The 14,358-nt window shown below is 67.0% G+C and carries 14 protein-coding genes, 1 tRNA gene and 1 pseudogene; 13 read left to right on the top strand and 3 right to left on the bottom strand.

Translation table 11 applies throughout. The features are described 5' to 3' along the window. The first annotated feature begins 138 nt into the window (after nt 1–138). The 9 genes from A5681_RS03435 to A5681_RS03395 all read left to right on the top strand — a co-directional run bounded on the left by A5681_RS03435 (nt 139) and on the right by A5681_RS03395 (nt 8,819). Nucleotides 139–777: a TetR family transcriptional regulator gene (locus A5681_RS03435; protein WP_067269390.1), complete on the top strand. Its 639-nt coding sequence runs from the start codon at nt 139–141 to the stop codon at nt 775–777. Next, the gene (locus tag A5681_RS03430) at nt 774–1,991 is read left to right on the top strand and encodes a cytochrome P450 (RefSeq protein WP_067269387.1); all 1,218 of its coding nucleotides are present in this window, start codon (nt 774–776) and stop codon (nt 1,989–1,991) included. Before A5681_RS03435 ends, A5681_RS03430 begins: the two co-directional genes overlap by 4 nt. Further along, on the top strand, nt 1,992–2,816 hold the full coding sequence (locus A5681_RS03425; protein WP_067269386.1) for an SDR family oxidoreductase: 825 nt from the start codon (nt 1,992–1,994) through the stop codon (nt 2,814–2,816). Then, nucleotides 2,813–4,168, top strand: coding sequence for a cytochrome P450 (locus A5681_RS03420; protein ID WP_067269385.1), 1,356 nt, complete (start codon nt 2,813–2,815; stop codon nt 4,166–4,168). Before A5681_RS03425 ends, A5681_RS03420 begins: the two co-directional genes overlap by 4 nt. A 7-nt stretch (nt 4,169–4,175) precedes the next feature. Next, on the top strand, nt 4,176–4,382 hold the full coding sequence (locus tag A5681_RS03415; protein WP_067269383.1) for a ferredoxin: 207 nt from the start codon (nt 4,176–4,178) through the stop codon (nt 4,380–4,382). A gap of 2 nt (nt 4,383–4,384) precedes the next feature. Further along, nucleotides 4,385–4,924, top strand: coding sequence for a hypothetical protein (locus A5681_RS03410; protein WP_067269381.1), 540 nt, complete (start codon nt 4,385–4,387; stop codon nt 4,922–4,924). 253 nt (nt 4,925–5,177) lie between these two features. Then, nucleotides 5,178–6,305: an NDMA-dependent alcohol dehydrogenase gene (locus A5681_RS03405; protein WP_067269377.1), complete on the top strand. Its 1,128-nt coding sequence runs from the start codon at nt 5,178–5,180 to the stop codon at nt 6,303–6,305. A 22-nt stretch (nt 6,306–6,327) separates the two neighbouring features. After that, entirely contained in the window at nt 6,328–8,385 is a 2,058-nt protein-coding gene (locus A5681_RS03400; RefSeq protein WP_067269375.1) for an NAD(P)/FAD-dependent oxidoreductase, read from the top strand. A gap of 14 nt (nt 8,386–8,399) precedes the next feature. After that, nucleotides 8,400–8,819, top strand: a complete 420-nt coding sequence (locus A5681_RS03395) for a ketosteroid isomerase family protein (protein ID WP_067269373.1) — start codon at nt 8,400–8,402, stop codon at nt 8,817–8,819. 16 nt (nt 8,820–8,835) lie between these two features. Here A5681_RS03395 and A5681_RS03390 read toward each other — a convergent pair whose 3' ends face one another. After that, on the bottom strand, nt 8,836–9,492 hold the full coding sequence (locus A5681_RS03390) for a dihydrofolate reductase family protein (RefSeq protein ID WP_067269510.1): 657 nt from the start codon (nt 9,490–9,492) through the stop codon (nt 8,836–8,838). A gap of 151 nt (nt 9,493–9,643) precedes the next feature. On the opposite strand from A5681_RS03390, the gene A5681_RS03385 reads away from it, so the two are divergent. Further along, nucleotides 9,644–10,048, top strand: coding sequence for an HIT family protein (locus A5681_RS03385; protein ID WP_067269372.1), 405 nt, complete (start codon nt 9,644–9,646; stop codon nt 10,046–10,048). Here A5681_RS03385 and A5681_RS03380 read toward each other — a convergent pair. Together A5681_RS03380 and phoP are read right to left on the bottom strand one after the other, a co-directional pair. Beyond that, nucleotides 10,020–11,478: pseudogene (locus A5681_RS03380) on the bottom strand (sensor histidine kinase). The gene A5681_RS03385 and the pseudogene A5681_RS03380 overlap by 29 nt on opposite strands. 40 nt (nt 11,479–11,518) lie before the next feature. Further along, nucleotides 11,519–12,238: a two-component system response regulator PhoP gene (gene phoP, locus A5681_RS03375; protein ID WP_067269368.1), complete on the bottom strand. Its 720-nt coding sequence runs from the start codon at nt 12,236–12,238 to the stop codon at nt 11,519–11,521. Between the two features lie 156 nt (nt 12,239–12,394). Here phoP and A5681_RS03370 point away from each other — a divergent pair, with 156 nt between their 5' ends. The 3 genes from A5681_RS03370 to A5681_RS03360 all read left to right on the top strand — a co-directional run bounded on the left by A5681_RS03370 (nt 12,395) and on the right by A5681_RS03360 (nt 14,180). Then, nucleotides 12,395–13,111 carry a hypothetical protein gene (locus A5681_RS03370; protein ID WP_067269365.1) on the top strand — a complete coding sequence of 239 codons (717 nt, stop codon included), beginning with the start codon at nt 12,395–12,397 and terminating at the stop codon, nt 13,109–13,111. 28 nt (nt 13,112–13,139) lie between these two features. Continuing rightward, nucleotides 13,140–13,214: transfer RNA gene (locus A5681_RS03365), tRNA-Thr, on the top strand. Nucleotides 13,215–13,331: 117 nt separating this feature from the next. Next, the gene (locus tag A5681_RS03360; protein WP_082968181.1) at nt 13,332–14,180 is read left to right on the top strand and encodes a DUF4383 domain-containing protein; all 849 of its coding nucleotides are present in this window, start codon (nt 13,332–13,334) and stop codon (nt 14,178–14,180) included. Nucleotides 14,181–14,358 lie beyond the last annotated feature (178 nt).

Genomic DNA, 14,358 nt, shown 5'->3' with positions numbered 1-14,358 from the left:
GAACCATAGCCGCCGCGCCATCAGCGGTGCAAGGGCCGATCTCGCCAGGGCGCTCAGCCCAACGGGAAATAGCAGTTTGATCAGCATCTTTGTCGACCGGTCTTGCTTCCGGTCTGGTGGGTCCGATAGCTTGGACATGTGTCCAGCGATGCACTGGTGACGATCACGTCTCAGGCCGAGCACCAGAGCGGTCGGCCGGCGCGCAACCGCCGCCAGGAGGAGACGTTCCGCAAGGTGCTCGCGGCCGGCATCGAGACCCTGCGGGAGAAGTCGTACGCGGACCTCACGGTGCGCGCGGTCGCGGCCCGCGCCAAAGTCGCACCCGCCACCGCGTATACGTACTTCTCGTCGAAGAACCACCTGATCGCCGAGGTCTATCTCGACCTGGTGCGGCAGGTCCCCTACTTCACCGACGTCAACGACCCCATGCCCCACCGCGTCGAACAGGTGTTGCGGCACCTGGCCCTGGTGGTCGCCGACGAACCCGAGGTCAGCGCGGCGTGCACGACGGCATTGCTCAGCGGCGGCGCCGAGCCCGCGGTGGCCGCCGCGCGCGACCGGATCGGCGCGGAAATTCACCGCCGCATCACGTCCGCCATGGGCCCCGACGCCGACCCCACCGCCGTTTCCGCGCTGGAGATGTCCTTCTTCGGGGCGCTCGTGCAGGCGGGCAGCGGTGAATTCACCTACCGCGAGATCGCCGACCGGCTGGCCTACGTGGTGCGGCTCATCCTCACCGGCGCCGGAGAGACAAGCCAGGAGAAGACCACCGAATGACAGTCCACGTTGGCGACAACGAGCTGGTCCTCGATCCCTACGACTACGACTTCCACGAGGATCCGTACCCGTACTACAAGCGACTGCGCGATGAGGCCCCGCTGTATCGCAATGACGCCCTGAAGTTCTGGGCGCTGTCGCGACACCAAGACGTGCTGCAGGGATTCCGCAACAGCACGACCTTGTCCAACAAGTACGGTGTGTCGCTGGATCCGGCATCGCGCGGCCCGCACGCGTCCAAGACGATGTCGTTTCTGGCTATGGACGACCCCGCGCATCTGCGGCTGCGGACCTTGGTGTCAAAAGGGTTCACGCCGAGGAGGATTCGGGAAATCGAACCGCGCGTCACCGAGATCGCCACCCAGCACCTCGACGCCATGCTGGAACGGGCGAAGGACGGCGCGGTCGACTACGTCGACGAGTTCGCCGGGAAGCTGCCGATGGACGTCATCTCCGAATTGATGGGCGTTCCCGAACCGGATCGAGTTCAGGTCCGTGCCTGGGCCGATGGCGTGATGCATCGCGACGAGGGCGTCACCGACGTGCCGCCGGAGGCGGTCGAGGCCTCCATCAACCTGATCGTCTACTACCAGGGCATGGTGGCCGAGCGGCGCAAGAAGCCGACGGACGACCTGACCTCCGCCCTGCTGGAGGCCGAGATCGACGGAGACCGCCTCACCGACGACGAAGTGCTTGGCTTCATGTTCCTGATGGTGATCGCCGGAAACGAGACCACAACCAAACTGCTTGCCAATGCCGCCTTTTGGGGACACAAGAATCCGGACCAACTGACCCCGGTCTATACCGATCTTTCACTGGTGCCGCTGTGGGTCGAGGAGACCCTGCGCTACGACACCTCCAGCCAGATCCTGGCCCGCACCGTGTCCGGGGAGCTCACCCTGTACGACACCACCATCCCCGAGGGGGATGTCCTGCTGCTGTTGCCCGGTTCCGGCCATCGCGACGAGCGGGTCTTCGACAACCCCGATGACTACCTGATCGGGCGCGAGATCGGGCCCAAGCTCTTGAGTTTCGGCAGCGGCGCACACTTTTGCCTGGGCGCGCATCTGGCGCGGATGGAAGCCCGGGTCGCGCTCACCGAGTTGTTCAAGCGAATCCGCGGATACGAGGTGGACGAGGCCAACGCCGTCCGCGTCCACTCCAGCAATGTCCGCGGATTCGCTCACCTACCGATGACCGTGGAGGTCCGCTGAATGCCCCGCTTTGACCCCCTGCCCGAACGACGGCCGGCGATCGTGGCCGGCGCTTCCTCCGGCATCGGGGAGGCCACCGCCATCGAACTGGCGGCGCATGGCTTCCCCGTCGCCCTCGGTGCCCGCCGGGTGGAGAAGCTCAACGACATCGTCGGCAAGATCAACGCCGACGGCGGCGAGGCGGTCGGATTCCATCTGGACGTCACCGACCCCAACTCGGTGAAATCCTTTGTCGCACAGTCGGTCGACGCCCTCGGCGACATCGAGGTGCTGGTGGCCGGCGCGGGCGACACCTACTTCGGCAAGCTAGCCGAGATCACAACCGACGAGTTCGAATCTCAGCTGCAGATCCACCTCGTCGGCGCGAACCGGCTGGCCGCCGCGGTGCTGCCAGGCATGCTGGAGCGCCAACGCGGCGATTTGATCTTCGTCGGCTCCGACGTGGCCCTGCGCCAGCGGCCGCACATGGGCGCCTACGGCGCGGCCAAGGCCGCGCTGGTCGCGATGGTCACCAACTTCCAGATGGAGCTCGAGGGTACCGGCGTGCGGGCTTCGATCGTGCACCCCGGACCGACGAAGACGTCGATGGGCTGGAGCCTGCCGGCCGAGAAGATCGGCCCCGCACTCGAGGACTGGGCCAAGTGGGGCCAGGCCCGCCATGACTACTTCCTGCGGGCGGCGGACTTGGCGCGCGCCATCACCTTCGTCGCCGAGACCCCGCGCGGTGGCTTCATCGCCAACATGGAGCTTCAGCCGGAAGCCCCGCTGGCCGACAAGAAGGATCGCCAGAAACTCGCACTCGGCGAAGAGGGGATGCCGTCATGACAACTACCGCTATCGTGCCGCGGGTTTCCGGTGGCGAGGAAGAGCACGGTCACCTCGAGGAATTCCGCACGGACCCAATCGGTTTGATGAAGCGCGTCCGGGAGGAATGCGGCGATGTGGGTTGGTTCCAGCTGGTCGACAAACACGTCATCCTGCTGTCCGGCGCCCAGGCCAACGAATTCTTCTTCCGCTCCGCCGACGAGGATCTGGACCAGGCCGAGGCGTACCCGTTCATGACGCCGATCTTCGGCAAGGGCGTCGTGTTCGACGCCAGCCCCGAGCGGCGCAAGGAGATGCTGCACAACTCGGCGCTGCGCGGCGAACAGATGAAGGGCCACGCCGCCACCATCGAGGGCGAGGTCAAGAAGATGATCGCGGACTGGGGGCCCGAGGGTGAGATCGAGCTGCTCGATTTCTTCGCTGAGCTGACCATCTACACGTCGACGGCCTGCCTGATCGGGCTGAAGTTCCGCGAGCAGCTCGACCACCGGTTCGCGGAGTACTACCACATGCTCGAGCGCGGCACCGACCCCCTGTGTTACGTCGATCCGTACCTGCCGATCGAGAGTTTCAAACTCCGCGACGAGGCGCGCGTCAAGCTCGTCGCGCTGGTGCAGGAGATCATGGACCAGCGGCTGGCCAATCCGCCGAAGGACAAGTCCGACCGCGACATGCTCGACGTGCTGGTCTCGATCAAGGACGAGGAAGGCAAACCGCGCTTTTCGGCCGACGAGGTCACCGGGATGTTCATCTCGCTGATGTTCGCGGGGCACCACACCAGCTCCGGGACCTCGGCCTGGACGTTGATCGAGCTGATCCGCCACCCCGACGTCTACGCCGAGGTGTTGGCCGAGCTCGAGGAGCTGTACGCCGACGGCCAAGAGGTCAGTTTCCATGCGCTGCGGTCGATCCCGAAGCTGGACAACGTGGTCAAGGAGACCCTGCGGCTGCACCCGCCGCTGATCATCCTGATGCGCGTGGCGCAGGGCGAGTTCGAGGTGGAGGGCTTCCCGATTCACAAGGGCGACTTCGTCGCGGCATCCCCGGCGATCTCGAACCGGATTCCCGAGGACTTTCCCAACCCGGACGCGTTCAACCCCGACCGCTACAACAAGCCCGAGCAGGCCGACATCGTCAACCGGTGGACCTGGATTCCGTTCGGGGCCGGGCGGCACCGCTGCGTCGGCGCCGCCTTCGCCCAGATGCAGATCAAAGCGATCTTCTCGGTGCTGCTGCGGGAGTACGAGTTCGAAATGGCACAGCCGGCCGACAGCTATCACAACGACCACTCCAAGATGGTCGTCCAGCTCGCCCGCCCGGCGAAGGTGCGCTACCGCAAGCGGAAAGCCTGAGCACGCCATGGGATTTCGCATCGAAGCCGACCTGGATCTCTGCCAGGGGCATGCCATGTGCGAACTGGAGGCGCCGGACTACTTCCGGGTGCCCAAGCGGGGGAAGGTCGAAATCCTTGACCCCGAACCGCCCGAAGACGCCCGCGACGAAGTCGAACGCGCGGTCGAGATGTGCCCAACGCATGCACTGTTCATCAAAGAGAAAGAAGACTGACGATGGCGTCACGTGAGGAACTCGAGACATGGGTCGATCGCTGGCTGCAAGCCAACAAGGACTGCGAGAAGGCCGGTGACTGGCGACCGTTGGCCGACTTCTACGCCCAGGACGCCACCTACGGCTGGAACATCGGCCCTAAGGAAGACGTGATGTGCGTCGGCGTCGACGAGATCCGCGACATCGCCCTCGGCTTAGAGATGGAGGGCCTGGAGAACTGGGTGTACGAGTACCAAAAGGTCCTCATCGACGAGAAGCAGGGCGAGATCGTCGGCTTCTGGAAGCAGATCGTCAACAAGTCCGACGGCACCCAGGACGAGATCTACGGCATCGGCGGCAGCTGGTTCCGCCTGAACGCCGACAACCTCATCGAGTGGCAACGCGACTTTTTCGACTTCGGCCACGTCGCGAAGATGTTCGCGACCCTGATCGAGTCCGGCGACCTCAGCACCGGCATGCAGAAACGGATCGAGCGCAGCATCGCCGGCGAGAAGCTTCCGGGCTACTACCCGCTCGGCCAGGCACCGGTTCCGATCTGGTGACGGGCGATATTGCGATCGCCCGCGCTGCCGCGCTTGCGATCGCCGCGGGGCCGATGGCGGCGACCCGCCGCGCGCGGCGCCGGCGCGCCCGCGCTGCCGCGCTTGCGATCGCCGCACCAACCAAGCATTTGATTTGTTGCACGCGCTATGCTGACGCGACAAGGGTGCCTGTGGCGCCCGTCACCGAGTTGTCCGGCAAGAACGGGCCGGGCAGCACTGATCGATTCAAAGGCGAAATGGGGTCAGGACCATCGTGAAGACAAAAGGCGCACTGATCTGGGAGTTCAACCAGCCCTGGTCCATCGAGGAAATCGAGATCGGCGACCCGCAAGCGCACGAGGTCAAGATCCAGATGGAAGCGGCGGGCATGTGCCACTCCGATCATCACCTCGTCACCGGCGGAATCCCGATGGCCGGCTTCCCGGTGCTCGGCGGGCATGAGGGTGCGGGCATCGTCACCGAGGTCGGTCCGGGCGTCGAAGACATCGCCCCGGGTGACCACGTCGTGCTGTCGTTCATCCCGTCCTGCGGGCAATGCGCGACCTGTCAGGCCGGCATGCGCAACTTGTGCGACCTGGGCGCCGGTCTCCTCGGCGGTGCCGCCGTCTCCGACGGCACGTTCCGCATCCAGGCAAAGGGTCAGAACGTCTTCCCGATGACGCTGCTGGGCACGTTCTCGCCGTACATGGTGGTGCACCGCAGCTCGGTGGTGAAGATCGACCCTTCGGTCCCGTTCGAGGTGGCTGCGCTGGTCGGCTGCGGCGTCACCACCGGCTACGGCTCGGCGGTCCGCACCGCCGACATCCGGCCGGGCCAGGACGTCGCCATCGTCGGCGTCGGCGGGGTCGGCATGGCCGCGCTGCAGGGCGCCGTGAATGCCGGTGCGCGCTACATCTTCGCGATCGACCCCGTCGAGTGGAAGCGCGACCAGGCGCTGAAATTCGGTGCCACCCACGTCTATCCCGACATCAACGCGGCGCTGATGGGCATCATGGAGGTCACCTACGGCCTGATGGCCCACAAGGTCGTGGTCACGGTCGGCGAACTGCACGGAGCCGACATCGACAACTACCTCAACATCACCCAGAAGGGCGGCACCTGCGTGCTGACCGCCATCGGCAGCCTGCTGGACACCAACGTCAATCTGAACCTGGCGATGCTCACGCTGATGCAGAAGAACCTGCAGGGCACCATTTTCGGTGGCGGCAACCCGCAGTACGACATCCCGCAATTGCTGTCGATGTACAAGGCCGGCAAGCTGAACCTGGACGACATGGTGACCACCCAGTACCGCCTCGAGCAGATCAACGAGGGCTACCAGGACATGCTGGAGGGCAAGAACATTCGCGGCGTCATCCGGTACACGGACGCCGACCGGTAGCCAACCACCCGCTGAGTCGCGCGTGACCGGGTTCGGTCACCTGATGGCGCCGGGCCGCATCGGCGCCATGACGGTGCGCAACCGCATCGTCATGTCTCCGATGGAGACCATGTACGGCACGCCGGACGGGTTGCCGTCGGAGCGCACCCGCGACTATTTCGCCGCCCGCGCCGAGGGCGGCGTCGGCCTGATCACGCTGGGCGCCACCGGAATCGATCATCAACACCCCGAGACGCCCGGCGGCCTGCACCTGGCCACCGACGAAGCGGTCGACGCGCATCGGGCGCTGGTGGACGTCGTGCACGAGCACGGCGCCAAGATCCAGCCGCAGATCGTGCATGCCGGCCCCGACGGCCTGGGGCCCGAAATCTTCGGGGTCACGTCATTGGGACCGTCGGTGATTCCTTCCTACCTCACCGGGCGCCCGTCGGTCGAGATCAGCAAGCAGCAGCTGTGCGGTGTGTTCGATCTGTTTAAGGCCGCGGCGCGGCGAGCCGTCGAGGCCGGCTATGACGGCATCGAGCTGCACGCCGCCCACGGCTACATGCTGCTGGGCTCCTTCCTTGCCCCGCAACGCAATCGACGCACCGACGACTACCGCGGCGATGCACCGCGCGGCCGGGCGCGGGTGGTGCTGGAGGCGCTGGCCGCGATCCGCTCCGAGATCGGCGACGCCCTGCCGATCACGTTGCGCATCTCGGGCTACGAACGCGTCGCGGGCGGGCGGCCCATCTACGAGACGGCGCAGCTGGCACCTGAATTCGTGGCGGCCGGTGTCGACGCGTTTCACGTCAGCGGCGGGGTCATCGACCGGTTGGTGACCGGGATGGTCAACGGCGCCGACGACGGCGACGGGCTCAACGTCGGGGCCGCGGCCGCGGTCAAGCAGGTGGTCGACGTGCCGGTGATCGCCGTCGGCCGCATCCACGACCCGGTGCGGGCCGAACGGATCCTGGCCGACGGGCGTGCCGACTTCATCGCCATGGGACGTCCCCTGTTGGCCGACCCCGATCTCCCACGCAAGGTGCGCGAGGGGCGCGCACACCGGGTTCGCAAGTGCATCTCTTGCGAAAACTGCATCGACGCAATGGAACAGCGATTTTCGGTCGACTGTGCCGTCAATCCGCGTACCGGTAAAGAACGGGAATTGTCGGCGGCTCGCGCCGCGCGCGCGAAGCGCGTGGTGGTCATCGGCGGCGGGCCGGCCGGCATGGAGGCCGCGCGGGTCGCCGCCCAACGCGGTCACCGAGTCACCCTTTTCGAACGCAGCGCCGCATTGGGCGGGGCGTTGCGCTGGGCCTCGATCCTGCACCCGGAAAACCAGCCGTTCCTGCGCTACCTGCGCGACGAGATCAGCCTCAGCGACGCGGAAATCCGCCTGGGCCACGCGGTTTCGGCTCAGGATGTCGTCGATGCCGGCCCCGACGCGGTGGTCGTGGCCACCGGGGGCCGTGTCGCCGTGCCTGCGATCCCCGGGTGCGATCTGCCGCACGTGTACACCGGACCCGGATTGCGCGAACTGCTCGGTGGCCAAGCCCAATCCGATGCACCGGCCTGGCAACGGCTGGGGGCTTCCGCGCTCGGCGGCTGGCGGCAACGGCTCCTGCGGCCCGCCGCGGTTCGGCTGGCCAGCCGCGTCTGGATGCCGATCAAACGCCGGGTCACCATCATCGGCGGTGACCTGGTCGCCCTGGAACTGGCCGAATTCCTGGCGAGCCGCGGCCGGTTCGTGTCGATACTCGAACCCGGCAAGACCATCGCCCCGGAAGTGGGCAACAAACGCAAGACCGAACACATGGATCGCCTCGACCGGTTAGGCGTCACCGTGCTCGTCCGGGCGACCGTGGAACGGATCACCAGCGACGCGGTGGTGTTCACGTCGGTGGGAGGCGCCAGCCGGCGGCTGCAGGCCGACAGCGTCGTGCTGGCCGGCACGGTCGAACCCGACACCACTCTGTTCGACGCGCTGGTCGCCGCCCTGCCCGGCGCCCAGGTGCACGCCGCCGGTGACTGCACCGGGCTGGGACTGATTCGCAAGGCAACCGAGGAAGGCGCACGCGCCGCGTGCAAAATCGAGTGACAGGAGAGATAACCATGACCCAAACCGCTCAATCCCCGGCATTGACCGCGTCGCAGTCGTCCTGGCGCTGCGCGCAAGGCAAAGACCGGGACGGCTGGCTGGCGCTGATGACCGACGATGTCGTCATCGAGGATCCGATCGGCAAGTCCGTCACCAACCCCGACGGCACCGGGGTGCGCGGCAAGGCGGCCGTCGGCGAGTTCTTCGACAACAACATCGCCAAGAATCAGCTGACCATCACCTGCGAAGAGACTTTTCCGTCGAGCTCGCCCGATGAGATCGCTCATATTCTCGTGCTGCAGAGCAAGTTTGAGAGCGGGATGACCAGCAAGGTGCGCGGCGTGTTCACCTACAAGGTCAACGAGGCGGGGCTGATCACCAACATGCGCGGGTACTGGAACCTCGACGTGATGGAGTTCGGCCAGGAAGACTGAGCCGGCGGCGATTTGCCTAGCGGCGCGTAAAGCTCAGGTGCGTGACCCCGCTAGGGCTGGTCGTCGACTCCAGCTCAAATCGCCGCTCGAGGCCTTCCAGACCTTCCCACAACGACTCCCCGTGTCCCAGGACGATCGGCACCAGGACGACGTGCAGGTGGTCGACGAGGTCGGCAGCGAGGAATTGGCGGACGGTCGAGGGGCCCCCGCCCACGCGAACGTCGACATCTCCCAAAGTCTTTCGCACGTGCCGAAGGGCTTCCTCGGGACTGGCGTCGAGGAAGTGGAAGGTGGTGCCACCCTCCATCTCGATCGACGGTCGGGGGTGATGGGTGAGTACGAAGACCGGGGTATGAAATGGGGGATCGGCGCCCCACCAGCCTTTCCATTCCGCGTCGCCGTCTTGGTCCGCCCACGGGCCGCGCTGAGGCCCGAACTTGTTGCGCCCCATGATTTCGGTGCCGATTCCTCGCTCCCACATGCTGGCCATGGCGTCGTCGATGCCCGTCGTTCCGCCCGGCTCGCCGTGCATCGCGTGGAAGGTGCGGGTCGCGAAAAACCACTCGTGCAACCGACGCCCGGCGTGCCCGAACGGTGCGTCCAGGCTTTGGCCACTGCCCGTGGCGAAACCGTCGAGGGAGACCGAGAGGTTGTGCACGCGGACCTGTGGCATGGCGAATCTCCTGAACATCTATCCGAGTTGGCGATCTTGCAGGGATTGACCTTCGCCATCCGTCGAACTCATCGCCGAGGTTGCCGTCATGGTCGTGATGTGGACGGCGACCACAGCCGTGGCGGCAATTTCGACGCCCTATGCTGGGGCCATGGCGTCGATCTTCACCAAGATCATCAACCGTGAACTTCCCGGCCGTTTCGTCTACGAGGACGACGACGTCGTCGCGTTCTTGACGATCGAGCCCATGACCCAGGGCCACACACTGGTGGTGCCGCGGGCCGAAATCGATCAGTGGCAGGACGTCGACGGCGAGGCCTTCGGCAAGATCATGTCGGTGAGTCAGCTCATCGGTAAGGCCGTGTGCAAGGCCTTCAAGACGGAGCGCGCGGGGGTGATCATCGCTGGCCTCGAGGTGCCCCACCTGCACGTTCACGTCTTCCCCACCCGCCGCCTGAGCGACTTCGGGTTCGCCAACGTCGACCGCAACCCGTCACCGGAGTCCCTCGACGACGCCCAGGCCAAGATCAAGGCGGCGCTGGCTCAGTTGGCGTGAACTGGCTCCTGGGCCGGCACCTCGCTGACGCGGGGCAGCGTGACGCGGAAACAGCAGCCCTCCCCAGGTGAGGTCGTCACCTTGACGTCGCCACCGTGCGCGCGCACCAGTGAGTCGACGATCGACAGCCCCAACCCGGTTCCGCCGCTGGCGCGGGCCCGCGACGAGTCGGTGCGGTAGAACCGCTCGAACACCCGTGATGCGTCCTGCTCGGTCATGCCGGGTCCCTTGTCGGCCACTTCCAGCACCGCGTCGGCGCCCTTGGTGCCGACCCGAACGGTGACGTCGGCGTTCTCCGGGGTGTGCTGCAACGCGTTGGCGACGAGGTTGCTCAGCACCTGACGGATCCTCGGTTCGTCGCCGAGCACCTCCGGGGTGCCGGGGCCGTCGAGCACCTCCATGGTGATAGTGCGTTTCGGATCCATCGCCTGTGCGTCGTGAACCGCGTCGCTGGCCAGCGCAAGCAAGTCGACGCGGTTGTGCTCGAGCGGCCGCTGCACATCGAGGCGGGCCAGCAACAGCAGATCGTCGACCAGCAGGCCCATCCGGCTGGCTTCGCTTTCGATCCGGGACAGCAGCATGGCGACGTCGCGCGCGGCGCCCTGGCGATACAGTTCGGCGAAACCGCGGATGGTGGTCAGCGGGGTGCGCAGCTCATGACTGGCGTCGGTGATGAACCGTCGCATCCGCTCCTCGGATCCGCGGGCCTTTTCGGCCGACGACTCCGACGACGCGAGGGCCTGCTGGATCTGCGCGAGCATGCCGTTGAGGGCCAGGGACAGCCGGCCCACCTCGGTGCGCGGATCACGTTCGGGCACACGGCGATCCAGCTGGCCCGCGGCGATCGCCGCGGCGGTCTGCTCGACCTCGGACAGCGGCCGCAGGCTGCGCTGGACCACCGCGAAACCGGCGATGCCGACCACCACCAGCACCGCGACCCCGATGCCGATCTGCAACCAGACGAGGGAGCTGACCGTGTGTTGGACGTCGGACAGGTCGATCGCGACCGTCGTCAGGCCGTGCGGGCCACGCACCGACACCGCGCGCCACAGGATGTCGGACCCGTTGACCGAGGGCAGCGTCGTCGGGTTCGGACCCACGTCGTTGTTGGCCGGCAGCGCCGGTTCTGCGTTGCGGTCGTTGATGGCGGTGAACGGGGTGCCGTCGGTGCCGATGCCGCGCACGTAAAACTTCGACGGCGGCCGGGCCGGGTCCGGGCCCTCATAGGGCGGCGGCGACTGCCGCCGCGGGGCCTGCGCCCAGCCCCGGGACGCGTCGAGCAGAGTTTGATCGATCCGGGCGACCAGGCTGTGCCGCAGGATCGACGTGACCGCGATGCCCGAGACAGCCAGGCCGCAGGCCACCAGGACCAGGGTGGCGGCGACCAGCCCTACCCGGAGCGGCAATCCGCGTCGATGCTGTGTGGCCATGTGGGTGATTCTTCGCTAGCGCTGGCGACCGAGCCCGGGCTCAGCGTGGTTCCCGCAACACATAACCGACTCCGCGCAACGTGTGCAGCAGCCGCTTCTCGCCGGTGTCGATCTTGCGGCGCAGGTACGACACGTAGGACTCGACGACATTGACGTCACCTCCGAAGTCGTATCGCCAGACGTGATCGAGGATTTTGGGCTTGCTCAAGACGGTGCCCGCGTTGATGACAAAGTAACGCAGCAGCGTGAATTCGGTCGGCGAGAGCGAGACCGGTTCGCCCGCCTTCCACACTTCGTGGGTTTCTTCGTCGAGTTCGATGTCGGCGAACGTCAATCGGGCGCTGCGGGGCTCGGCGCCGCCCTTGCCGGCCCGCCGGAGGATGACCCGCAACCGGGCGACCACCTCTTCGAGGCTGAACGGCTTGGTCACGTAGTCGTCGCCGCCGAGGGTGAGGCCGGCGATCTTGTCCTGCAACGAATCCCGGGCCGTGAGGAACAGCGCCGGGGCGTCGATGCCGTCGGCGCGCAGGCGCCGCAAGACCCCGAACCCGTCCATGCCCGGCATCATCACATCGAGGATCACCGCGTCGGGACGCGCTTCACGCGCCCGATCCAGCGCCTGGGCTCCGTTGGTTGCGGTGTAGACCTCGAAACCCTGGAATTTGAGGCTCACCGAGAGCAACTCGACGATGTTGGCCTCGTCGTCGACCACGAGGACGCGAGCCTCCGGTTTCGTTTCGGTTGGGGATGCCGCGGTCATCAGGTTCTTCGCCCCTTAGTTGAACGTTTCCTATGTGAAGATTGTGTGATTGCTGGGAGCTCAGTGCCAACACTCTGATAGTAGTCTGCCAGGAATCAGCGCATCGGCTTGGACCTGCGCCGGATGACGCCGCCGCGTCGCGAATAGACTCGTGGAATGAACTTCGCCGCACGGATCGTCGCGACCGCGACCGCCCCGGCACGCGTCGGGCTTGCCGCCGCCGACGCCGGCCTGACCGTCGCGAGCGCCGCGGTGGGTGTGGCGAAGCGGGCTTTGGGCGACAGCGGGACCGCCGGATCGACCGCCATGACATCGATGTGGGGAATCGACGACGCGATCGTTCGCGCCAATCGGCTCGCCCGCCTGCTGGACGACGACGCGCCCCTTGGGCGGGCGGTGGCGCCGGACGGGCCGATCGACCGGTTGCTGCGCCCAGGCGGGGTGGTGGACATGCTGACGTCGGAGGGCGGTCTGCTCGACCGCCTGACCGCGGAGGGTGGCGGGTTGCACCGCACGCTGCAGCCCGGCGGGCTGGCCGATCAGCTCGTCGCCGAGGACGGGTTGATCGAGCGGCTGCTGGCCGAGGATGGGCTGGCCGACCGGCTGCTCAGCGAGGGCGGCCTGGTCGACAAACTGACCGCGAAGAATGGACCGCTGGACCAGCTCACAGACGTCGCCGACACCTTGGCGCGGCTGACGCCCGGGATGGAAGCGCTGGAGCCCGCGATCGCCACGCTGCAAGACGCCGTCGTCGCGCTGACCATGGTGGTCAACCCGCTGAGCAACATCGCCGACCGCATTCCGCTGCCGGGTCGTCGGCGTCCCGCGTCCCGGTCGGTGCGCTCCACGCGTGTGATCGACAGCGGCGAGTGACCGATTAGGCTTGGACCGGTTCGATCCCGCCTCCTTAGCTCAGTGGTAGAGCACTCGCCTTGTAAGCGAGCGGTCGTCAGTTCAATCCTGACAGGGGGCTCCACGCGCCAGGTCGCGCGGCCAAGGTCTGCCGGCTCCCGGACGAAGACCGGTGGAGTAATCACGACCGCAATGGGTAGCCGATGCGATAGCAGTTGCTGTTCAGGCTGGAGGTCGCGCGATGCCGGTTACGGCGGGGCCAGTCCCGGGGGCGACGTCGGGTTTGCGCAGGGTCCGGATGGACCCGGGGCGGTTTCGTAGCGGGCGGTGGTTGCTGCTCGCCGAGGGCGTTCTGGTGTCTGCGTTCGGTATCGCCGGGCTGGTGTCGGCGGCGCTGCATCCGCGGGCGGGCCCGACCGGGACCCCGGTCCTCGGTCTGGCGGCAACACCCGCGGAAAGCGCCGTGCTGCTGGCGCTGGGAGTGGCGGCCATAGCGGCCGTCGCCCGTCGCCGCGCCGCAATCACGGTCACGGCGCTGAGTGCGGTGGCCTACACGTTGTTGCTGTTTTTCAGCAGCGTCGCAACGGCGCGCGCGATGCCGACACCGTTGGGGTTCCACGCGGCTGACATCGTCTTGCACGGTGTGCTGGCGGCGGTCAACTTCGCGCTGCTGATGTGGCTGATTCCCGACGAGCTGGGCGACGAGACCTGGGTGCCGCGACGGGGACGTGATCAGGGGCAGGCGTCGGCGACTGCAGCGGACCGCCCGCCAGATGCTTCGCCACCCGCGGTAACGGCGCCGCAGGTCGGCGCCCGGCGAAGCTCGTCCCCGGCGCCGGCAGAGGCAGCCCGCCCGCGACCGACCATGCCGGTCGACGCGGGCACAACGCATCGCGATCTGCCCGAGCGGTCGGGGATCCCGGCGACGCACAAGCCCGTGGCCCCGCACCTCGAAAACTCAACACCGGCGAACCACTTCGCCGCTGCGGCGCCGAGTGCGGTCCCGTCACGCCGCGTCGCGCCGGTGGTGGCCGCGGTGGCGGTTCTGGCGGCAGTCATCGGCGTCGTCGTGTGGATACGGCGCCGCTGAAACCATCTCGGGGTGAGCCCCCTGGTGGGTATCAGCCGGTTTGGCGTTCGTCGGGTGATGTCAGATTCCGGCGCAGATATGGACGAACGGGATCGGCGCGCAGATGCTGGCCGAGATGTATGGCCTAGGACCGTAATAACCACCCCAGGGCGGGGGCGGCGGTGGGGGGGGGGGGGGG

The organism is Mycobacterium scrofulaceum, from assembly GCF_001667885.1.
Classification (GTDB): Bacteria; Actinomycetota; Actinomycetes; order Mycobacteriales; family Mycobacteriaceae; genus Mycobacterium; species Mycobacterium scrofulaceum_C.
Note: the sequence above shows the minus strand (reverse complement) of the source record. Positions and strands in the feature narration are given on the sequence as shown.